Below are 21,854 nucleotides of genomic sequence, written 5' to 3'. Positions count from 1 at the left end.
TTGGAGGGATTCATGGCACAGGCTACCCGCCGTGGGCAATTGACACTGAGCGACTATGTCGAGCGCATCCTGCGCGAGGGGGCGATGTGGGCACTGATGTGCCTGGCGCTCTATCTGTTGCTCGCGCTGGCGACCTACTCACCCCAGGACCCCGGCTGGTCCTATGTCGGCGATGGTGAGCGGGTGAGCAACGCCGGTGGTCGCACCGGGGCCTGGTTCGCCGACGGCGCCCTCTATCTGTTCGGTTTCTTCGCCTACCTGATCCCGGTGCTGGTCGGCTGGAGCGCCTGGGTGGTGTTCCGTGGTCGCGGCGAGGCGGTGGTGCTGCGCCCCTGGGTGCTGTCGCTGCGCTGGATCGGTTTTGCGCTGACCCTGGTGGCCGGTTGCGGCATCGCCTCGATCCACTTCTCGACCCTCGGCGGGGTGCTGCAGAACGGCGCCGGGGGGGCGCTCGGCAGCAGCCTCAGCTCGGCCATGCTCGGTGCCTTCAACGTCCCCGGGACCGACCTCTTGCTGGTCGGCACCCTGCTGATCGGACTCAGCCTGTTTTGGGGGATCTCCTGGGTGAGACTGCTCGATGCCACCGGGGCCACGGCGCTGCAGGCGCTGCGTGCCGCGCGTGGTCTGCTCGAGGACTCGCGGGGGCGTCTGCAGCAGTTGCGCGAAGGTCCCGAGCTCAGTCCCGAGGGGCTGCCGCGCGCGCTCAACCTGATCGACCCCGATGAGTTCGCCGGCGACCCCGAGCCTGCGCCCGCCCCGCGTCCCGCGCCCCGCGCGAAGGCCCGGCGTCGCTCGCGCGCTCGCCCCAACGGGTTCCCGGAGGCGGTGCGCGCGACCATGACCGATCCACTGCCCGAGCCCGAGCCCGAACCGGCGCCTCCTCCAGAGCCGGCGCCGCCGCGCCGCCCGGTCGCTCCTGCTCCCGCTCCCGAGCCGAGTGCGGTGCCGCCGCGCGCTGCGCGACCCGCGCCGCCGCCAGCACCGGTCTCTGCGCCCGCGCCCGAACCCGAGCCGCCGGCCCAGGTGCCGGTCGCGGTGCGCGACATCCCCGCCGAGGGCATGCGTCCGCCGCTCTCGCTGCTCGACGCGCCGACCAAGAGCGGTCGCGGCTACAGCGCCGAGCAGCTCGAGGAGCTGTCGCGTCAGGTCGAGCTGCGCCTGGCCGACTTCGGCGTCGAGGCGCGGGTCGAGGAGGTCTATCCCGGTCCCGTGGTCACCCTCTTCGAGATCGACCTCGCCCCCGGTACCAAGGTCAGCAAGATTACCGGCCTGGCCAAGGATCTGGCCCGCGCGCTGTCGACGATCAGCGTGCGCGTGGTCGAGGTGATCCCGGGCAAGTCGCTGATCGGCATCGAGATCCCCAACGAGCAGCGCGAGATCGTGTTCCTGCGCCAGACGCTCGGCTCGGACGCCTATCAGGAGGCGCGCTCGGTGCTCACCCTGGGGCTGGGCACCAACATCGCCGGCCAGCCGGTGGTTGCCGATCTGGCGCGCATGCCCCATGCGCTGATTGCCGGCACCACCGGCTCGGGCAAGTCGGTGGCGATCAACGCGATGATCCTCAGTCTGCTCTACAAGGCCGACCCCAAGGACGTGCGGCTGATCATGGTCGACCCGAAGATGCTGGAACTCTCGGTCTACGAGGGTATCCCGCACCTGCTCACCCCGGTGGTCACCGACATGAAGGAGGCGGCCAACGCGTTGCGCTGGTGCGTCGGCGAGATGGAGCGACGCTACCGGCTGATGGCCAAGCTCGGGGTGCGCAACATCGCCGGCTACAACAAGCGCATCGCCGAGGCCGAGGCCGCCGGCACCCCGATCGCCGATCCGCTCCACGACCCCGCGCTCGGCGCCGCACCGGCGCTTGAGCACCTGCCCTATATCGTGGTCATCATCGACGAGCTGGCCGACATGATGATGGTGGTCGGCAAGAAGGTCGAGGAGCTGATCGCGCGCCTGGCGCAGAAGGCGCGCGCCTCGGGCATCCATCTGCTGCTGGCCACCCAGCGCCCCTCGGTCGACGTGCTCACCGGGTTGATCAAGGCCAACATCCCCACCCGCATGGCCTTCCAGGTGTCCTCGCGGATCGACTCGCGCACCATCCTCGATCAGCAGGGCGCCGAACAGCTGCTCGGGCACGGCGACATGCTCTATCTGCCACCCGGCGGCAACCTCCCCAATCGCGTGCACGGCGCCTTCGTCGACGATCACGAGGTGCACGCGGTGGTGGAACATCTCAAGCAGTTCGGTGGTCCGGACTATATCGACGACGTGTTGCGCGAGCCGACCGAGTCGCTGCCGGGGATCGACCCCGAGCCGCGCGGCGGCGACACCGAGGACACCGACCCGCTGTTCGACGAGGCGGTGCAGATCGTCGTCGAGACCCGTCGCGCCTCCATCTCCGGGGTGCAGCGCCGGCTCAAGATCGGTTACAACCGCGCCGCGCGCCTGATCGAGGAGATGGAGCGCATCGGCATCGTCAGCCCGGCCGAGACCAACGGCAACCGCGAGGTCCTGGTCCCGCCGCCACAGGAGGAGTGATCGCGTGATTCGAGCGACCCTGTCCGCCCGCGCCCTCGGCGCCGTCCTGCTCGCCTTGCTGTTGCCCGTCGCGGCGTTCGCCGGGGAGGGCGCGCAGCGTCTCGAGCGCTATCTCGCCGGTCTCGACAGCCTGCGCGCGGACTTCGTGCAGTACACCTTCAACGCCGCGCGCACCCAGATGACCGAATCGCACGGACGCTTCTATCTGCAGCGCCCGGGTCGCTTTCGCTGGGAATACGACGACCCGGTGGCGCAGGTGATCATCGCCGACGGCAAGCGCGTCTATGTCCACGACCTGGAACTCGAGCAGGTCACCCACCAGAGCCAGGAGCGGGCGCTGCGCGGCACCCCGGCGCTGCTGCTCGCCAGCGGCGCGCCGATCACCGAGCACTTCGCCGTCAGCGAGCTGCCGAGCACGGATGGGCGCGCCTGGGTGGCGCTGCGTCCGCTCGACGCCGACGCCGAGGTCGAGCGCATCGAGCTCGGCTTCGGCAGCGATGGCCTCGAGAGCCTGATCATGGAGGACGGCTTCGGTCAGAACACCCGGCTCGACTTCAGCGCGGCGACCCGCAACCTCGCGCTCGAACCCGACCTGTTCGAGATCGATCGCAGCGCGGTCGACGACTTCCTCTCCTTCGACTGAGCCATGCCCGCGACCCGCGACAACCCCCAGACCCCACTGGCCGAGCGGCTGCGCCCGGCCTCTCTCGAGGATTTCCGCGGGCAGTCGCACCTGCTCGGTCCCGACAAGCCGCTGCGTCGCGCGCTCGAGTCGGGGCATGCCCATTCGATGATCCTCTGGGGACCGCCCGGCACCGGCAAGACCACCCTGGCGCGGCTGATCGCGGCGCGCGCCGAGGCCGAGCTGATCACCCTCTCGGCGGTGCTCGCCGGGGTCAAGGAGATCCGCGAGGCGGTCGCCCGCGCCCAGGCGCGGCTGGCCGCCGACGGCAGCGCCAGCCTGTTGTTCATCGACGAGGTGCACCGCTTCAACAAGGCCCAGCAGGACGCCTTCCTGCCGCACGTCGAGGACGGCACCCTGACCTTCATCGGCGCCACCACCGAGAACCCCTCGTTCGCGCTCAACAACGCGCTGCTCTCGCGCGCCCGGGTCTATGTGCTGCAGTCACTCGGTAGCGATGATCTGGTCGCGGTGCTCGAACGCGCGCTGCATGACCCGCGCGGCGGGCTGGCCGCGCGCCGTCTCGCGCTCGACCCCGAGGCGGCGCGGTTGATCGCCGAGGGCGCCGACGGCGATGCGCGCAGCGCGCTCAACCTGCTGGAGCTGGCTGCCGCAGCGGTCGATACGGGCGCGGTGATCGGGCGCGAGACGGTGGCGGCGGTGGCCAGCGCCTCGCTGCGCCGCTTCGATCGCGGCGGCGACGACTTCTACGACCAGATCTCGGCGCTGCACAAGTCGGTGCGCGGCTCGGCGCCGGATGCCGCGCTCTACTGGCTGGCGCGGATGCTCGACGGCGGCTGCGACCCGCTCTATCTGGCGCGCCGCCTGGTGCGTATCGCCAGCGAGGACATCGGCAACGCCGACCCGCGCGCGCTCGATCTGGCGCTCAACGCCTGGGAGGCGCAGGCGCGGCTCGGTTCGCCCGAGGGCGAGCTGGCGCTGGCACAGGCGACCGTCTATCTCGCCTGCGCGGCCAAGAGCAACGCCGTCTACACCGCCTGGAAGGCCGCTCAGGCCGATGCCCGCGCCTCGGGCTCGCTGGGGGTGCCGCTGCATCTGCGCAATGCGCCGACGCGGCTGATGAAGGAACTCGGTCACGGTCGGCGCTATCGCTATGCCCACGACGAGCCCGAGGGCTATGCCGCCGACGAGCGCTACTTCCCCGACGAGCTGGGCGAGCGGCGCTATTACGCGCCGGTCGAGCGTGGGCTGGAGATCCGTATCCGCGAGAAGCTCGAACGCCTCGCCGCACTCGACCGTGCCGCGCGCGCGCGGCACGGCGGGCGCGGCTGAACGGGTCTAGTCGGCGAGGGTGCCGAGGCGCTGGCCGAGGCGCACCGTCTGTCCCGGGGCGAGCCCGGTCTCCCAGTCGACGCGCCCGCGCGGCAGCAGCACCACCACGGTCGAGCCGAGGTTGAAGCGGCCCATCTCGGCGCCGCGCGCGAGTTCTACCGGCGCGGCCTCGCGATAGTCCTGACGGTTGGGCGGGCCGAGCCGGTGCGGCGGCGTCACCACCCCGGACCACACCGTCTCGATGCCGCCGACGAAGATCGCCCCCACCAGCACCTGCGCCAGCTCGCCGGCCGCGGTCTCGAAGCGGGTCACCAGACGCTCGTTGCGGGCGAACAGCCCCGGCACCCGGTTGGCGGTAGCGGCGTTGACGCTGAACAGTGCGCCCGGGACATGGGTCATCTCCAGCAACCGCCCGGCCAGCGGCATGTGGATGCGGTGATAGTCGCGCGGCGAGAGATAGATGGTGACGAAGTGCCCGCCCTCGAACGGGTGCGATGCGCCGGGATCGAGCCCGAGCAGGGTGTCGACGGCGTAGTCCTGGCCCTTGGCCTGGATCAGCCGTCCGTTCTCGATGCGTCCGATCTGGCTGATCGCGCCGTCGACCGGGCAGAGCAGGGCGCGCGGGTCGGGGTCGAGCGGGCGCGCCTCGGCGCGCAGCGCGCGGGTGAAGAAGGCGTTGAAGTGGGGATAGGCGTCGAGGTCGGGCTCGGCGGCTTGCTGCATGTCGATCCGGTAGTGGCGGGCGAAGCCGTGGATCAGCAGGCGCTTCAACGGGCGCCAGCGCAGTCGTGAGAGACGGTGCATCAGCTCGGAGAGCAGACGCTGTGGCAACAGGTACTGCAGGGCGACGAACAGCCGTTCGCCCCAGTCGGATCGGGTCATGGGGTCTCCGCGAGCAACGCCGGCGCGGCGGCGTGAAGCGCCGCCAGATCGGCGGCCAGGGTGGCACCGGCGGCGGTGCCGGGGAGGATCGCCAGCAGTCGCGCGCCCGGCGCGAATACCAGGATCGGGGTCGATCCGGCGTCCGTGTCGTCGCCCAGCGCGGCGAGCGGCGCGCGCGCCTCGGGCGGGCCCGAGACGATGTCGAGCGCCGGCGAGAGCCGACTGAAGTCGCGCGCCCGGGCGCGATCGGCGCCGCCGTCGATCAGCACCAGGCGCAGCGCTCCGGCGATCTCGGGCCGATCGGCGAGCCGGTTGCGGGTCTCGATCAGGCGCTGCAGCGCGCGCTGACCGGAGGCGTCGGCGAGCGAGCCGAAGGCGAGCAGGGTCCAGTCGGCGCCGAGTCGGGCGCGGTCGAAGGGACGCCCGAGGGCGTCCTCCAGGGCGAACTCGGGGGCCGCCAGCGGCGGGCGCAGCAGCACCCCGCTGATCGTCGGCGGCTCGGCATGACGGCGCTGGTACTGGTTCCCCCACTGGTAGCCGAGCACCAGTATCGCCATGGCGAGCAGCATCAGGATCAGGCGTGCCGCCAGCGGGCGGCGATTGGCGAGCTGCACCACGATCCGCCTCAGTCCGTCCCCAGCACCGCGCGCGCCGCGGCGAGCGCCGCGCCGGTGTCGGTCTGGTGGCCGAGCGCGCCGAGTTCGGTGCCGAGCGCGCCGAGACAGAGCAGGATGTTCTCGGGACGGCTGCTGTAGCCCATCAGCCCGATGCGCCACACCTTGCCGGCGAGGCTGCCGAGCCCGGCGCCGAGTTCGAGGTTGTAGCGCGCGAGCAGTCGGGTGCGGATCTCGGCCTCGTCGATCCCGGCCGGCACCGCCACGGCGCTGAGCTGTGGCAGGCGCTCGGCCTCGGGCACGATCAGCTCCAGCCCCAGGGCCTCGAGCCCGGCGCGCAGTGCCTGGTGGTGATGGGCGTGCCGCGCCCAGGCCTGTTCGATGCCCTCCTCGGCGAGCATCACCAGCGACTCGTGCAGGGCGTAGAGGGCGTTGACCGGGGCGGTGTGGTGGTAGCTGCGCTTCTGCTCGCCGCTCCAGTAGCCCATGATCAGGTTGAGGTCGAGGAACCAGCTGTTGACCTTGGTGGTGCGGGCGCGGACCTTGTCGAGCGCGCGCTCGCTGAAGGTCACCGGGGCTAGCCCCGGGGTGCAGCTGAGACACTTCTGCGAGCCCGAGTAGACCGCGTCGAGCCCCCAGGCGTCGACCTCCAACGGGCTGCCGCCGAGCGAGGTGACCGCGTCGCAGATGGTCAGGCAGTCGTGACGGCGCGCGATCTCGGCCAGCGCCTGGGCATCGGAGCAGGCGCCGGTGCTGGTCTCGGCATGGACGAAGGCGAGGATGCGCGCCTCGGGATGGGCGGCGAGGGTGCGCTCGACCTGCTCGGGGTCGACGGCGCGCCCCCAGGTGCCCTCGACCACCACCGCGGTGGCGCCGGCGCGCTCGACGTTCTCCTTCATCCGCGTGCCGAACACCCCGTTGATGCACACCACTACGGTGTCGCCCGGCTCGACCAGGTTGACGAAGCAGATCTCCATCCCCGCCGATCCGGGGGCCGAGACCGGCATGGTCAGCGCGTTGTCGGTGCGGAAGGCGCCGCGCAGCAGGGTCTTGAGCTCGTCCATCATGGCGACGAAGGCCGGGTCGAGATGACCGATGGTGGGACGGGCGAGGGCGGCGAGCACGCGCGGGTGGACATCGGCCGGTCCCGGCCCCATCAAGGTGCGTGCAGGGGGATTGAAGGAGTGGATCATGGTCTGCGTTCCGGTGTCGTTCGTTTTGATGGCGAGCGCCGGGGCGCGGGCGATGGATCTGCCGCGACTGGTCGCTGTCGGGAGCTTCCGGAGTATACGGGGCGTCCCCAGGGCGCTCAAGACGGCCCGGCGCGACCACTCGCACCCCAGTGACAGCGGCAGAAATCGGAGGTGGACGATGAGCGACGAGATCGAGCTGAGCGATGAGGAATGGCGCGCGCGCCTGACCCCGGAGCAGTATCAGGTGTGCCGTGAGCGGGGCACCGAGCGTGCCTTCACCGGCGCCTATCACGACTACAAGGGGCCGGGGCTGTTTCGCTGCGTGTGTTGCGGCGAGCCGCTGTTCGACGCCGCGGCCAAGTTCGACTCCGGCACCGGCTGGCCGAGCTTCCACAGCCCGCACGCGCCGGGGACGGTGGCGCGCGCCGCCGACCACAGTCACGGCATGGAACGCACCGAGGTCCACTGCCGACGCTGCGGTGCCCACCTCGGTCACGTCTTCCCCGACGGCCCGGCCCCCACCGGCGAGCGCTACTGCATCAACTCCGTGGCCCTCACGCTGGACACCGGGGAGGGGTAGCGGTCAGCCATCGGTCCCCAGCCGCCAGCCGCCAGCCGCCAGCCGCCAGCCGCCAGCCGCCAGCCGCCAGCCGCCAGCCGCCAGCCGGGGATTGAACCGCGAAGGCGCGAAGGGCGCAAAGGGAAGAAGAGCCTCCAGCGATCAGCCGCCAGTTGAAAGTGGCTGCCTGCCCTCAAGTGCTGGCACCGAGAGCGTGCGTGACGGCTGATGGCAGGCAGTGCTGTCGTCGAGGGCGCACTCCCACTGGCTGCTGGAGACTGGTCGCTTACAACTTGAGCCCCTTTGCGCCCTTCGCGCCTTCGCGGTTCAATCCCCTGGTAGCTGGTAGCTGGTAGCTGGTAGCTGGTAGCTGGTAGCTGGTAGCTGGTAGCTGGTAGCTGGTAGCTGGTAGCTGGTAGCTGGTAGCTGGCGTCCCGCGCGGCTTTGCGGTTCAATCCTCCCGAATGCCGCGTCGGCCTCGGTTGCGCCGGCGTCGATCGTGTCGCTGCTATCGAGTCGAACCCTTGGATATCGCCCTGCTCAAGACCTTCATCGAGGTCGCCCGTCATCGTCATTTCGGTCGCGCCGCCAGTGCGCTCTGCGTCAGTCAATCGGCGGTGAGCGCGCGGGTCAAGCTGCTCGAATCGGTGCTCGGGGTGGTGTTGTTCGAACGCCGACGCGGCGATATCCGCCTCACCGAGCCGGGGCAGCGGTTGTTGCAGCACGCCGAGCGCATCGTGCGCAGCTGGGCGCGGGCGCGCGCCGAGCTCGTCGGCGAGCAGCGTCACACCCTCGCGCTCGGCTGCATCCCGGATCTGTGGTCGCTCGGGGTGCGCGAGCGGGTTGCCGTGCTGCGCCGGGCGCAGCCCTGGGTGGAGCTGCGCCTGGAGCTGCTGTCGGCGGCGACGCTGCTACAGCGTCTGGCCGATGGCTCCCTGGACCTCGCGCTGCTCGGCGAGCCGGTCGAGTCGCGCTGCTGTCCGAGCGAGCCGCTGGCGCGCGTCGAGCTGGTGCTGGCCAGCAGCGAATCCGACATCGGGCTGGAGCGGGCGCTCGGCGAGGGCTATATCCTGGTCGATTGGGGGACACGCTTCCTGACCATGCACGCCGAGCGTCTGGCCGTCGATCTGGCCTGCCGGATGCGAGTCGATCAGGGACGGGCGGCGCTCGATCTGTTGCGCGAGATCGGTGGCTCGGCCTATCTGCCGCGGCCATGGGTCGAGTCGGCGGCGCGCGAGGGCTGGCTGACGGCGGTGGCCGCGGCCCCCAGCTTCTCGTTGCATCCGCACCTGGCGATCCGCGATGGAGTGATCGATCGCGACCCGGTCGAGACCGCGGTGGCATTGTTGCGCAAGACCGGCGAGACGCCTCCCGCGGAGGCGTTGCCGGAGTGGCCGGCGAGCGTCCGGGACGCATCGTCGGGACCCTGAACCCTGCCCCGCCCGGGGCCATGGACCTGAAATGATGCATAGTCCTTCCGAATCCGCGCCGCTGTTGCTGGGCTGGCGCGAGTGGCTGGCGCTGCCCGAGCTCGGGTTGCCGCTGATCAAGGCAAAGATCGATACCGGCGCGCGGACCTCGGCGCTGCACGCCTTCTATGTCGACCCCTTCAGTCGTGGCGGCAACCGCTATGTGCGCTTCGGCGTCCATCCGTTGAAGCAGTGCGCCGATCTGGTGATCCATGCCGAGGCCGAGGTGATCGACCGGCGGCGGGTGAGCGACTCGGGCGGACATCGCGAGGAGCGTTACGTCATCCAGACCCCGCTGCGGGTCGCGGGGCGGGAGTGGCCGATCGAGCTCACCCTGACCAACCGTGAGTCGATGCTGTTTCGCATGCTGCTCGGGCGTACCGCGATGGTCGCGGGCGCGGCCCGGGTCGATCCGGCCGGCTCCTTTCTCACCGGACGGGTCGAGGATGCCGAGGCGCGCTATCGCGGCGGCTGAGTCGTGACGCCGCTCGGCGGTGGGTGACTGGGCGCACGGGGACGGGAGTGATAACTTGCCTGCAACGGGCGCTCGTCGCTCCCAAGGTTCTGGCGTCCGCCCTTGTCCATCGGCATCCGGGAGATGCGAGACCTTGGCGAGCAACGCACTGCGCAATTTCTTCGTCCTCTATCTCGGTGCACTGGCGCTGATCGGTGCCGGGGTCGCCTTCTTCGTCGCCGCCGAGATCCGTCACGCCCACGCGGTGAAGGCCGTTGCCGATGGCGAGATGGTCACGCGCGCCGCGCAGCTGGCCCGTCAGCATCTGCGCGATGCGATCAGCGACGTCGAGTATCTGATCCGTCTGCCGGCGTTGCGCGACGCGGTGGCCGGGCGGCGCGCCGACGCCATGCCCCGGCTGGCGCGACAGTTCTCCCTCTACATGATCGCCAACCCCAAGTTCGACCAGCTGCGCTGGATCGGCAGCGATGGTCGCGAGCGGATGCGGGTCGACTGGGTCGACGGACAGCCTCGGCAGGTCGCGGCGTCGCGTCTGCAGGACAAGTCGGGACGCCGCTATTTCCAGGTCGCCAGCGCGCTGCCTCCAGGGGGGGTCCATGTCTCGCGGCTGGACCTCAACATCGAGCACGGCATCATCGAGCGACCGCTCAAGCCGGTCTATCGGGTGGCGCTGCCGGTGTTCAGCGATGCTGGTGAGCGCCACGGCATCCTGATCGCCAACTATCTCGGCGCGCCGTTGCTCGATGCCGTGGTGGCCGCCGTCGGTGACGATGGTGCGCGGCTGATGGTGGTCGATCAAGATGGCGCCTGGCTGCGCAGCCAGGATCCCGCCGACGAATGGGGCTTCGCGCTCGGGACCCAGGTCAGCCTGGGGGCGCGCTATCCCGAGCTCTGGGCGGCGATCCAGGCCGCGCCGAGTGGCCAGCGTCAGGACGAGAGCGGTCTGTGGACCTGGGAGACCGTGGTGCCGTTGCAGGAGGTGGCGAGCAGCCTGCCGCCGGGCTCCTCCGAGCCGGCACCCTTGGTGGTGGGGCCGCAGGATCATCGCTGGACGGTCCTGGCGCGTCTCGAACCGCAGCAGCTGGCGGCGATGTATGGTCGCGTCATCGCCTCGGTGGCGGGTGTCAGCGTGGTGATGGCGCTGGTGGCGGCGCTGTTGTGTGTGCTGATCACCCGCTCGCAGTTTCGTATCGAGCGACTCAATCAGGCGCTCGAGCAGCGTGCCGAGGCGGCCGAGATGGCGACACGGGCCAAGGCCGACTTCCTCGCCAACATGAGCCACGAGATCCGCACCCCGATGAACGCCATCCTCGGGTTCAGCTATCTGCTCGGCAAGATGACCCTGCCCGACCGTGCCGGCGTGCTGGTCGGGCGTATCCAGACGGCGGGACGCACCCTGCAGGGGATCATCGACGACATCCTCAACTTCTCGCGTATCGAGGCCGGCGGGGTGGAGATCCTCGATCGCCCCTTCGACCTGGCCGAGCTGCTCGACGAGGTTCGCGAGCTGATGGCGCTCGAGGCCGCGGAGAAGCGCCTGAACCTGCAGCTGCTGCCGGTCCCGGAAGGATGCGAGCGGCTGCGTGGAGACCCGCTGCGGATCGAACAGGTGCTGGTCAACCTGATCGGCAACGCGCTCAAGTTCACCGAGCGTGGCGAGGTGACGGTGGCCGTGGAGCGACTGCGCGAGGCCGAGGCGCGACAGGTATGGCTGCGCTTCTCGGTGACCGATACCGGCATCGGCATCGCGCCGTCCCAGCAGCGCGACATCTTCTCGCCCTTCACCCAGGTCGATGTCTCCTCCACCCGACGCTTCGGAGGCACCGGGCTGGGGCTGGCAATCTGTCAGCGGCTGGTCGAGGAGATGGGCGGGCGCATCGGCGTCGAGAGCGCGCCGGGGCAGGGGAGCCGCTTCTGGTTCACCCTGGGGTTCGAGGTTCTTGCCCCGCAGGAGGTCGGTGATGGCGCATCCCGGTCGGACGAGGTCGGTCGCGAGGCGCTGAGCCTCGCCGGACTGCAGGTCATGGTGGTCGACGACAGCGAGATCAATCGCGATCTGGCCCGGACCATTCTCGCTGACGTCGGCGCCGAGGTGGTGCTGGCCGACAACGGACGCGAGGCGGTCGACTGGCTCAACGCCCATCCCGATAGTGTCGATCTGGTGCTGATGGACATCCAGATGCCGGTCCTCGACGGTTACGAGGCGACGCGACAGATCCGCGCCAACCCGGCGCTCGAGCGGGTCCCGGTGGTGGCGGTCAGCGCCGGGGTGCTCGAGAGCGAGCGCCAGGCGGCGCTCGATGCCGGCATGTGCGCCTTCGTCGGCAAGCCGTTCGACGTCGACGAGGTGGTGGCGCTGATCGCGCGCCTGACCAGGCGCCGGGTTGCCGCGCGGGCGGGACGCCGCCAGCCCGCGCCCGCGCCGCACTACCCCGGCCTGGATGTCGAGCGCGGCCTGGCGCTGTGGCGTGATGCCAAGCGCTATCGGCGTTATCTGCGCCAGTTCGTGCGCGATCATGGCGAGGATGCCAGGCTGCTCGGTGCGGTCGATATCGAGTCGGGCGAGCGCCTGACCCATAAGCTCAAGGGTGCTGCGGGCAATCTCGGACTGACCGATGTGGCCGAGGCGGCCATGGCGCTCAACCAGCTCCAGCGCCAGGGTCGGGATGACACCGAGGAGGCGCGCGCGCGGCTGCAGCGGGCGCTCGATCAGGCCCTTGCCAGCATCGAGCGCTTCGCTCCGGCTGGTGCCGAGACGCCGCCGGCGACCGCAGTCGCCGCGGGAGTGGATCCAGAACGGGCGCGGGCGTTGCTCGGCGAGCTGCTTGCGGCCCTCGACAGCGACAGTCCGGCGGCGATCAAGCCGTTGCTCGCCGATCTCGAGGGCCTGCTCGGGCCGTCTGCGGTGGAGACGCTGCGCGAGGCGGTCGAGCACTTCGACTTCCGTGGCGGCGAGACGGCGGTGCACCGGCTCGCCGAGACGCTGGAGGTGAGGCTCTGAGCCGCTGGCTCAGGCGGCAGTCTTGTTGCAGTCCTCGCCGTCCTCGCTGTCGTCTCTGTCGTCGCCGTCCGCCGTGGCGAGCGCGGCCAGGGTGAGGGTGCCGAGCACCGCCTCGCGACTCTCCTCGAGGCGTGCCTCGAGCGTGCCGAGCGCCGCCTCGGGCGGGCGCGGCCGATAGCCGTCCTCCTCTTCCTCGAAGCTGCGGATCCGCGCCAGCAGCCAGGCGATGGTGATGCGCCCGGGGTCCTGCGCGGGGACGTAGCCGACCGGTTCGGTGGCGGTGGCGAGCACCACCTCGCGTGACTCGAGCAGCCGCAGCGGCTGTTCGAGCACGCCCTCGGCCACCCCCAGTTCGGCGGCCAATTCGACCTGGCTCGGCGCGGTCTGGCCGCGGTGGTGGGCGCGGGCGATGCGCGCGGCCAACTGCAGGGGCAGGCGCTCGCGCAGCCGGTTGCTCAGTCGCGGCTCGCGGGTGCGACCGTCGAGATAGTGCGGGTGCTGGTGGTAGAAGGCGATGCTCGCGCCGACCAGCAGGATCAGCCAGGCGACATAGATCCAGATCATCAGCAGGATGAGGATCGCCAGGCTGGAGTAGATCGCGGTATAGCGGGTGGAGCCGCCGATGAAGGTCGAGAACAGCGCCCCGGCCGCCTCCCACAGCAGGCCCGCGGCCAGCGCCCCGACCAGCGCCGAGACGATGCGCACCCGGGCGTTGGGGACGAACATGTAGAAGAAGGCGAAGGTCAGCGAGATCAGCAGATAGGGCGCGAGCAGCCGCGCCAGTTCGAGCAGCACCCCGAGCGGGGCGACCGCCATCAGCGAGCGCACATAGACGTTGTCGCCGAGCGAGGCCGAGAGCCCGAGCGCGGAGAAGAACAGCACCGGCCCGACCAGCAGCACGCTCATGTACTGGGTGAAGCGCTGGGCGAAGGGGCGCGGCCGCTCGACCCGCCAGGTGTAGTTGAACGCCTGCTCGATCTTCTGGATCAACGAGATCACGGTATAGAGCAGCAGCGCCAGACCGACCGATCCGAGCACCCCGACCTGCATCCGGTCGACGAACTCGATCAGCCGGGTGTTGATCTCCTGGCCCGACTCGCCGAGTGGCGCCAGGGCATTCTGCAGCAGGGGTTCGAGCTGGTTGTGGACGCCGAAGCCCTTGAGCACCGAGAAGCTCACCGCCAGCAGCGGCACCAGCGAGAGCAGGGTGGTGTAGACCAGTCCCATGGCGTGGAGCCTGAGGTTGCCCTCGGTGAGATCGCGCGCGAGGGCGTGGAGCAGCCGCGCCAGGCAGATCAGCGGTCGCTGCCAGCGTGGACGCGTGCCGCGCTCGCTCCACAGTATCTGCTCCAGTCGTGTGACGAAGGCTGTCTTGGCCTGCATGGTGGCTGCCCCGATGATCGTTGTCTCGGCCCGGCTCGTTGGGCCCGGGCGCGAGATGCTATCCTTGTCGCCCACGGCGGGATCCGGCGCCTCGCCGGCGTGTCTCCCGGGCCCCGATCCTACCCGTCCGGGCGACCGATGCAAGGCGGCAGCGACGGTCCGTCAGCGCCGCCGTCCCCCTGGTTTCCTGATGCGGAGTCCCCGAGCCATGACTGTCCTGTCCCGTGCGCCTGTGCTGCTGTTGCTGTCGTTGATCCTGGTCGGACCGCTCCGGGCCGATGTCCTGGACACCCTGCCCGAGCCGCTGCCGGCGCCGGACTTCGGCCTCGACACCCCGGCGGGCGAGACGCTGCGACTGGCCGACTATCGTGGCCGGGTGGTGATCCTCAATTTCTGGGCGACCTGGTGCCCGCCCTGTCGCGCCGAGATGCCCTCGATGCAGCGCGCCTACGAGGCATTGGCCGACGACGGGGTGGAGATCCTCGCCATCAACGTCGACGAGGACGCCGCCACCGTCGCCGATTTCGGCGCGCGTTTCGGGCTCGGCTTCCCGCTGCTGGTCGATCCCGGCTCGACGGTGACGCTCGACTACGGGGTGCGCGGGCTGCCGACCTCCTATGTCATCGACCCCGAGGGTCGGGTGGCGCTCGAACTGCTCGGCGATCTTGCCTGGGACGCCCCCGAGGTGCTCGATCAGGTGCGTGCGCTGACCTCGCCCTGACCCCGTCCCGCCCCCTGATCGAACGATCCACGCTGGTCTCGGTGCGGCTGGCCCCCGGGGCGCCCGGGCGCCTATCCCGGCGCGGATCGTGATGGGTTTTATCGAACTCCCCGGGCCGCCGGGCCGCTTAGACTAGGGTCGCCGTGAGCGCCTCGACCGCCCCAGACACACAACCGCGAAGGACCCCCGTGGAACCCAGCTTCGTTCATCTCCACGTCCACTCCGAGTACTCCCTGGTCGACGGCCTGGTGCGGATCAAACCGTTGATCAAGGCCACCGCCGCCGCCGGGATGCCCGCCGTGGCGATCACCGACCAGTGCAACCTGTTCGCGCTGGTGCGCTTCTACAAGGCCGCGCTCGGCGCCGGCATCAAGCCGATCGCCGGCGCCGATCTGCTGATCCGCGACCCCGACGACGCCAACCGACCCTTCCGGCTGGTACTGCTGGTGGAGAACGCCACCGGCTATCGCAACCTCACCCGGCTGATCTCGCGCGGCTATGTCGACGGTCAGCACCAGGGCGTGGCCATGGTCGAGCGCGATTGGGTGGAGGCCGCCGCCGAGGGCCTGATCGCGCTCTCCGGCGGTCCCGAGGGCGATGTCGGCCGGGCGCTGCTCGACGGCGACGCGGCGCTCGCCGAGCGGCGTCTGGCGCGCTGGCAGGCAGTGTTCGGCGATCGCTACTATCTCGAGCTGATCCGCACCGGCCGACCGCGCGAGGCGCGGCTGGTCGAGTCGAGCGTGGCGCTGGCGCTGCGCTGCGACGCCCCGGTGGTGGCCACCAACGACGTGCGCTTCCTCGCCGCGGCGGACTTCGACGCCCACGAGGTGCGGGTGTGCATCCACGACGGACGCACCCTCGATGACCCGCGGCGCACCCCTCGCTACAGCCCCGAGCAGTATCTGCGCACCCCGGAGGAGATGGCCGAGCTGTTCTCCGACCTGCCCGAGGCGCTGGAGAACTCGGTCGAGATCGCCAAGCGCTGCAACCTCGAACTGACCCTCGGCACCCACTCGCTGCCCGACTTCCCGGTGCCCGAGGGGATGACCATCGAGACCTTCTTCTCCGAGCAGTCGCGCCGGGGGTTGGAGTGGCGACTCGGGCGCACCTTCGACACCAGCGCGCCGGACTTCGCCGAGCGGCGCAAGGTCTATGATGAGCGCCTCGCCGTCGAGCTCGACGTGATCCTCGGCATGGGCTTCCCCGGCTACTTCCTGATCGTCGCCGACTTCATCCAGTGGGCCAAGGAACACGGTATCCCGGTGGGACCGGGCCGCGGCTCGGGCGCCGGCTCGCTGGTGGCCTACGCGCTCAAGATCACCGACCTCGACCCGATCGAGCACGACCTGCTGTTCGAGCGCTTCCTCAACCCCGAGCGCGTCTCCATGCCCGACTTCGACGTCGACTTCTGCATGGAGGGGCGCGATACCGTCATCGACTATGTCGCGCGCAAGTACGGGCGCAACGCGGTGTCGCAGATCATCACCTTCGGCACCATGGCGGCCAAGGCGGTGGTGCGCGACGTCGGGCGGGTGATGGGCCACCCCTACGGCTTCGTCGACCGGGTGGCGAAGATGGTGCCCTTCGAGCTGGGCATGACCCTGGAGAAGGCGCTGATCGAGAGCGAGGACCTGGCCGACAGCTACGAGCGCGACGAGGAGATCCGGGCGCTGATCGACATGGCGCGCAAGCTCGAGGGGCTGACGCGCAACGCCGGCAAGCACGCCGGCGGCGTGGTCATCGCCCCGACCGTGCTCACCGACTTCGCACCGCTCTACTGCGAGCCCGGCGGCGAGAATCTGGTCACCCAGTACGACAAGGACGACGTCGAGCAGGTCGGTCTGGTCAAGTTCGACTTCCTCGGTCTGCGTACCCTCACCATCATCGATTGGGCGCTCAAGACCATCAACGAGACGCGCGCGCGCAATGGCGAGGGGCCGCTCGACATCAACCTCATCGACCCGCACGATGAGACCGCCTTCGGCCTGCTCAAGCGTTGCGAGACCACCGCCGTCTTCCAGCTCGAATCGCGCGGCATGAAGGAGCTGATCAAGAAGCTCCAGCCCGACAGCTTCGAGGACATGACCGCGCTGGTGGCGCTGTTCCGTCCCGGTCCGCTGCAATCGGGCATGGTCGACGACTTCATCGACCGCAAGCACGGTCGCGCCGAGGTTGCTTATCCGCACCCCGCGCTCGAACCCATCCTCAAGCCCACCTATGGCGTCATCCTCTACCAGGAGCAGGTGATGCAGATCGCCCAGGTGCTGGCCGGCTACTCGCTCGGCGGCGCCGACCTGCTGCGTCGCGCCATGGGCAAGAAGAAACAGTCGGAGATGGACAAGCAACGCGCCATCTTCGAGAAGGGGGCGGTCGAGCGCGGCGTGGAGCTGGCCACCGCGACCTATATCTTCGACCTGATGGACAAGTTCGCCGGCTACGGCTTCAACAAGTCGCACTCGGCCGCCTACGCCCTGGTCAGCTATCACACCCTGTGGCTCAAGGCCCATTATCCGGCCGCCTTCATGGCCGCGGTGCTCAGCGCCGACATGGACAACACCGACAAGGTGGTGACCCTGATCGACGAGTGTCGGGCGATGAAGCTCGCCGTCGAGCCGCCGGCGATCAACCGCTCGGCCTATCGCTTCACCGTCTCCGGCGATCGCACCGTGATCTACGGCATGGGCGCGATCAAGGGTGTCGGCGAGGGCGCGATCGAGTCGATGATCGCCGCGCGCGAGGCCGGCGGTCCCTTCCGCGATCTCTGGGACTTCTGCCAGCGCATCGACCTGCACCGCGCCAACCGGCGGGTGCTCGAGGCGCTGATCCGCGCCGGCGCGCTCGACGAACTCGGCGCCAACCGCGCCACCCTGATGGCGGAGCTGCCGCTGGCGCTCAAGTTCGCCGAGCAGCAGCATGCCACCGAGGCGGCCGGGCAGGGCGACCTGTTCGGCGCGCTGGAGGACGCCGCGGCCCCCGAGCCCGATCCCCAGCTGGCACGTGAGCCGCACCCCGACTGGGACGACGAGCAGCGTCTGCTCGGCGAGAAGGAGACCCTCGGGCTCTATCTCACCGGTCACCCGATCGATCGCTTCGAGGAGGAACTCGGCGCCATGGTCGGGCTGCGCATCGGCCGGTTGCTCGAGACCGATCGCGACCAGGGGCGACGCGGGCGCGATCGCGAGAAGCGCACCGTGGTCGGGCTGGTGGTCGGGGTGCGTCACGGCAAGACCCAGCGCGGACGGATGGGTTCGGTGGTGCTCGATGACCGCACCGGGCGGATCGAGGCGACGGTGTTCTCCGATCTCTACGAGGAGTCTCGTCACCTGCTGCAGTCCGACCAGATCCTCGCCATCACCGGCACCCTGAGCTTCGACGAGTATCGCGACAGCTGGAGCCTGCGTGCCGACGACGTGCGCACCTTCGAGCAGGCGCGCGCCTCGCGTGCCGATCACCTGATGCTCGAACTCGATCTCTCCGACCCGGCGGCGCATACCGCCGGGCTGGCGCGGGTCGAGGCGCTCGCCGCGCTGCTCGGCGAGTACCGCGACGGCGATCTGCCGGTGCGGCTGCGCTATCGTCGTCCCGGCGCCCGCGGCGAGCTGGTGCTCGGCGAGGCCTGGCGGGTGCAGCCGACCGACCTGCTGCTCAAGCGGCTGCGCCAGCTGCTCGGCGCCGGCGCGGTGCGGGTCTCCTACGAGCGCCCGGCACGGCCCGCGCCGCAGCGCGAGCCGTCGCTGCCGCTGCGCGCCGTCTCCTGATCAGCCGCCGCCCCGGCGTCGGCGCACCAGGGCCTTCTCCAGCTCGACCAGAAACAGCACGGTGGAGCCGACCAGCACGATCGCCAGCCAGTCGCCGGCGGCGATCGGTGCGGTGCCGAAGAGCTGCTGCAGCGGTCCGAGGTAGGTGAAGGCGAGCTGGAAGAGCAGCAGCACCGCCACCGCGAGCAGGGCATAGCGGTTGCCGAGCAGGCCGCGCGCGCTGAGCACCGGGGCGTCGATGTAGCGGGCGTTGAACAGATAGAAGATCTCGAACATCACCAGGGTGTTGACCGCCACGGTGCGCGCCTCCTCGATGCTTGCCTCCCGCGCCAGCGACCACAGGAAGAGTCCGAAGGTGCCGATCATCAGGATCAGCGAGACATAGCCGATGCGCCACAGATGGCGCCGGTCGAGCACCGGCGCGCGGGCATCGCGCGGGGCGCGGGCCATCACCCCCGGTTCGGGCGGCTCGAAGGCCAGCGCCAGGGCGAGGGTGACGGCGGTGATCATGTTCACCCAGAGGATCTGCACCGGGGTCAGCGGGAACTGGTGGAAGCCCATCACCAGGGCGCCGAGCACCACCAGCGCCTCGCCGCCGTTGGTGGGGAGGATGAAGACGATCGCCTTCTTGAGGTTGTCGTAGACGGTGCGTCCCTCCTCGACGGCGTTGGCGATGGAGGCGAAGTTGTCGTCGGCGAGCACCATCTCGGCGGCCTCCTTGGCCGCCTCGGTGCCGTTGATCCCCATCGCCACGCCGACGTCGGCGCGCTTGAGCGCCGGGGCGTCGTTGACCCCGTCGCCGGTCATCGCCACCACCCGACCCTCGGCCTGCAGCGCCTCGACCAGTCGCAGCTTGTGCTCGGGGGTGACGCGGGCATAGACGTCGACCTCGCCGACCCGGGCGCGCAGCGCCGGCTCGTCGAGCCCATCGAGCTCGGCGCCGGTGAGCACCGCCTCGGGGTTGGCGAGCCCCACCTGACGGGCGATGGCGCTGGCGGTGGCGGCGTGGTCACCGGTGATCATCTTCACCCGGATACCGGCCTCGGCGCAGGCGCGCACCGCGCTGATCGCCTCGCTGCGCGGCGGGTCCTGGAGCCCGACCAGACCGAGCAGTACCAGCTCCTGGTCGAGGTCGGAGAACGCCAGCGTGGTGGTGCCACTCGGCATCGGTTTGAGCGCCACCGCGAGCACCCGCTGGCCGGCGTCGGCCAGTCGCTCCATACGCGCGAGCCAGTCGGCGCGATCGAGCGCCTGCGGCCCGTCGACGCCCTGGACCTGTTCGCAGCGCTCGAGCAGCGCCTCGGGCGCGCCCTTGACGAAGACGACGCACTCGCCCTGGTGGTCGTGGTGCAGGGTGGCCATGAACTTGTGCGCCGAGTCGAAGGGGATCAGGTCGGTGCGCGGCAGCTCGCGGTTCAACGTCTCGGGATCGAGCCCGGCCTTGATGGCGGCGACCAGCAGCGCGCCCTCCATCGGGTCGCCGCTGACCCGCCAGCCCTCGGGCTGTTGCTCCAGCGCGCTGTCGTTGCAACAGACGAGCGCCCGCAGCATGCGCCCGAGCAGCGCGTCGTCACTCGGTTGCAGCGGCTGCCCGGCGACGCTGAAGCCGCCGTGGGGGTCATAGCCGCTGCCCTCGACCTCGACCGTCTGGGTGGCATCGACCAGGGTGCGCACGGTCATCTCGTTGCGGGTGAGGGTGCCGGTCTTGTCCGAGCAGATCACCGCCACCGTGCCCAGGGTCTCGACCGCCGGCAGGCGGCGGATGATGGCGTTGCGCCCGGCCATGCGCTGCACCCCGATCGCCAGGGTGATGGTCATGATCGCCGGCAGTCCCTCGGGGATGGCTGCGACCGCGAGCCCCACCGCGGCGAGGAACATCTCGGCGGCGGTGTAGTCGCGCACCAGCACGCCGAAGGCGAAGGCCAGCCCCGCCACCAGCAGGATCACCGCGGTCAGCCAGCGCCCGAACTGGGCCATCTGGCGCAGCAGCGGGGTGGTCATCTGCTCGACTCCGGCGACCAGGGCGCTGATCCGGCCGATCTCGGTGGCGCCGCCGGTGGCCACCACCACCCCGGTGCCCTGGCCGGCGGTGACCAGGGTGCCTGAGTAGGCCATGCAGCGCCGATCGGCGAGCACGGCGTCGCTGGCCAGCGGCTCAATGTCCTTCTCGACCGGCACCGACTCGCCGGTGAGCGCCGCCTCCTCGATCTGCAGTCCCTTGACCTTGAGCAGACGCAGGTCGGCGGGGATCTTGTCGCCCGACTGCAGCTGCACCAGATCGCCCGGCACCAGATCGCTCGCCTCGACCGTGACCAGTCGGCCGTCGCGCCACACCAGGGCGTGTTGCGAGAGCATGTCGCGGATGGCGCGCAGCGCGTCCTCGGCCTTGCCCTCCTGGACGAAGCCGATGATCGCGTTGACCAGCACCACGCCGAGGATCACCCCGGCGTCGAGCCAGTGCTGGAGCAGTGCGGTGACCACCCCGGCGACCAGCAGCACATAGATCAGCACGTCGTGGAACTGGGCGAGGAAGCGCGCCCAGGGGCCGCGTTGCTTGCCCTCGGGCAGCCGGTTGGGACCGTGCTCGGCGAGGCGGCGCGCGGCGCTCGCGCCGCTCAGCCCGGCGGCCGGGGCGTCGAGTCGGGTGAGGATCTCGTCGGCATCGAAGGCGTGCCAGTCCGGCGCGGCTGGCGCGTCGGTGGTGGTGGGCGTGCGCTCGCGGTGGCGTCGCGCCAGCCACAGCACGGTGCCGACCCCGACGGCCAGCGCCGCGAGGATCCAGAGCAGGGTGAGGGGCATGTCGGACATACGGGCGGTCTCCTGTTCGCCTGGGCGGGCCCGCGCGGTGATCGCCGGGCTCCGGTGAAACGGTCTCGCCGTGGTCGTCGCGCGGGGCCAGGTCGCAACCAGGCCGGGGTTCGAGGTGTTGAACCCCATTGATCTGCGCGGACGGAGTCGGCGGTCCTGACCTCATTAGGGTATGACTCGCTCGACCAAGTTCAGTCTAGTCGGTGGGGGCCGGGTTTCAGCTTTCGGCCGCCAGCCGGAAAGACCGAACCGCAAAGACACAAAGGGCGCAAAGGGGATAAGAGCTTCCAGCGGTCAGCCTCCAGTCGCCAGTTGCGCTGCCCTCAAAGACTGACGCCGGGAGCGTGGGCCGCGGCGGATGGCAAGCGGCGCTGGCGTCGAGCGCACACACTCGCTGGAGGCTGGAGGCTGGAGGCTGGAGGCTGGAGGCTGGAGGCTGGAGGCTGGTCGCTGATCGCTGGCAGCTTGAATAGAT

14 protein-coding genes are annotated in these 21,854 nt (G+C 70.2%); 9 read left to right on the top strand and 5 right to left on the bottom strand.

Annotated features, from left to right (window positions below):
• Positions 1-12 precede the first annotated feature (12 nt).
• The 3 genes from EBL85_RS11560 to EBL85_RS11550 are packed head-to-tail and all read left to right on the top strand — an operon-like array spanning position 13 to position 4,516.
• Entirely contained in the window at positions 13-2,541 is a 2,529-nt protein-coding gene (locus EBL85_RS11560; protein WP_123142985.1) for a DNA translocase FtsK, read from the top strand.
• A 4-nt stretch (positions 2,542-2,545) separates the two neighbouring features.
• Entirely contained in the window at positions 2,546-3,184 is a 639-nt protein-coding gene (gene lolA, locus EBL85_RS11555) for an outer membrane lipoprotein chaperone LolA (protein ID WP_123139726.1), read from the top strand.
• Positions 3,185-3,187: 3 nt separating this feature from the next.
• Complete coding sequence (locus EBL85_RS11550) at positions 3,188-4,516, top strand: replication-associated recombination protein A (RefSeq protein ID WP_123139727.1); 1,329 nt, start codon at positions 3,188-3,190, stop codon at positions 4,514-4,516.
• A 6-nt stretch (positions 4,517-4,522) separates the two neighbouring features.
• Here the strand turns inward: EBL85_RS11550 and asd are convergent, their stop codons facing one another.
• From asd to EBL85_RS11535, 3 genes are read right to left on the bottom strand one after another with little or no spacing between them, the layout of a single operon-like run.
• On the bottom strand, positions 4,523-5,398 hold the full coding sequence (gene asd / locus EBL85_RS11545; protein WP_123142984.1) for an archaetidylserine decarboxylase: 876 nt from the start codon (positions 5,396-5,398) through the stop codon (positions 4,523-4,525).
• Positions 5,395-6,015 (bottom strand): hypothetical protein, encoded by a 621-nt coding sequence (locus EBL85_RS11540; RefSeq protein ID WP_223806128.1) that lies wholly within the window; start codon positions 6,013-6,015, stop codon positions 5,395-5,397. The genes asd and EBL85_RS11540 overlap by 4 nt, the downstream gene beginning before the upstream one ends.
• An 8-nt stretch (positions 6,016-6,023) precedes the next feature.
• Positions 6,024-7,205 (bottom strand): alanine--glyoxylate aminotransferase family protein, encoded by a 1,182-nt coding sequence (locus tag EBL85_RS11535; protein WP_123142983.1) that lies wholly within the window; start codon positions 7,203-7,205, stop codon positions 6,024-6,026.
• Between the two features lie 178 nt (positions 7,206-7,383).
• Between EBL85_RS11535 and msrB the strand changes: the two genes are divergently transcribed.
• The 4 genes from msrB to EBL85_RS11505 all read left to right on the top strand — a co-directional run bounded on the left by msrB (position 7,384) and on the right by EBL85_RS11505 (position 12,709).
• On the top strand, positions 7,384-7,785 hold the full coding sequence (gene msrB / locus EBL85_RS11530; RefSeq protein ID WP_123142982.1) for a peptide-methionine (R)-S-oxide reductase MsrB: 402 nt from the start codon (positions 7,384-7,386) through the stop codon (positions 7,783-7,785).
• A gap of 503 nt (positions 7,786-8,288) precedes the next feature.
• Complete coding sequence (locus EBL85_RS11515; protein ID WP_165913553.1) at positions 8,289-9,194, top strand: LysR family transcriptional regulator; 906 nt, start codon at positions 8,289-8,291, stop codon at positions 9,192-9,194.
• A gap of 31 nt (positions 9,195-9,225) precedes the next feature.
• Entirely contained in the window at positions 9,226-9,708 is a 483-nt protein-coding gene (locus EBL85_RS11510) for an ATP-dependent zinc protease (protein WP_123139733.1), read from the top strand.
• Positions 9,709-9,841: 133 nt separating this feature from the next.
• A complete protein-coding gene (locus EBL85_RS11505; protein WP_123142981.1) occupies positions 9,842-12,709 on the top strand; it encodes an ATP-binding protein in 2,868 nt (955 codons plus the stop codon).
• 9 nt (positions 12,710-12,718) lie between these two features.
• Here EBL85_RS11505 and EBL85_RS11500 read toward each other — a convergent pair whose 3' ends face one another.
• Positions 12,719-14,092, bottom strand: a complete 1,374-nt coding sequence (locus EBL85_RS11500) for a YihY/virulence factor BrkB family protein (RefSeq protein WP_123142980.1) — start codon at positions 14,090-14,092, stop codon at positions 12,719-12,721.
• Between the two features lie 208 nt (positions 14,093-14,300).
• Between EBL85_RS11500 and EBL85_RS11495 the strand changes: the two genes are divergently transcribed.
• Positions 14,301-14,813 carry a peroxiredoxin gene (locus tag EBL85_RS11495; protein ID WP_123139736.1) on the top strand — a complete coding sequence of 171 codons (513 nt, stop codon included), beginning with the start codon at positions 14,301-14,303 and terminating at the stop codon, positions 14,811-14,813.
• Positions 14,814-15,001: 188 nt separating this feature from the next.
• Entirely contained in the window at positions 15,002-18,571 is a 3,570-nt protein-coding gene (dnaE, locus tag EBL85_RS11490) for a DNA polymerase III subunit alpha (protein ID WP_123139737.1), read from the top strand.
• Here the strand turns inward: dnaE and EBL85_RS11485 are convergent, their stop codons facing one another.
• A complete protein-coding gene (locus tag EBL85_RS11485) occupies positions 18,572-21,379 on the bottom strand; it encodes a cation-transporting P-type ATPase (protein WP_223806127.1) in 2,808 nt (935 codons plus the stop codon).
• Positions 21,380-21,854: the final 475 nt, after the last annotated feature.

The sequence above is a fragment of the Marichromatium sp. AB32 genome (assembly GCF_003718675.1).
In the GTDB taxonomy this organism is placed as follows: domain Bacteria; phylum Pseudomonadota; class Gammaproteobacteria; order Chromatiales; family Chromatiaceae; genus Marichromatium; species Marichromatium gracile.
Note: the sequence above shows the minus strand (reverse complement) of the source record. Positions and strands in the feature narration are given on the sequence as shown.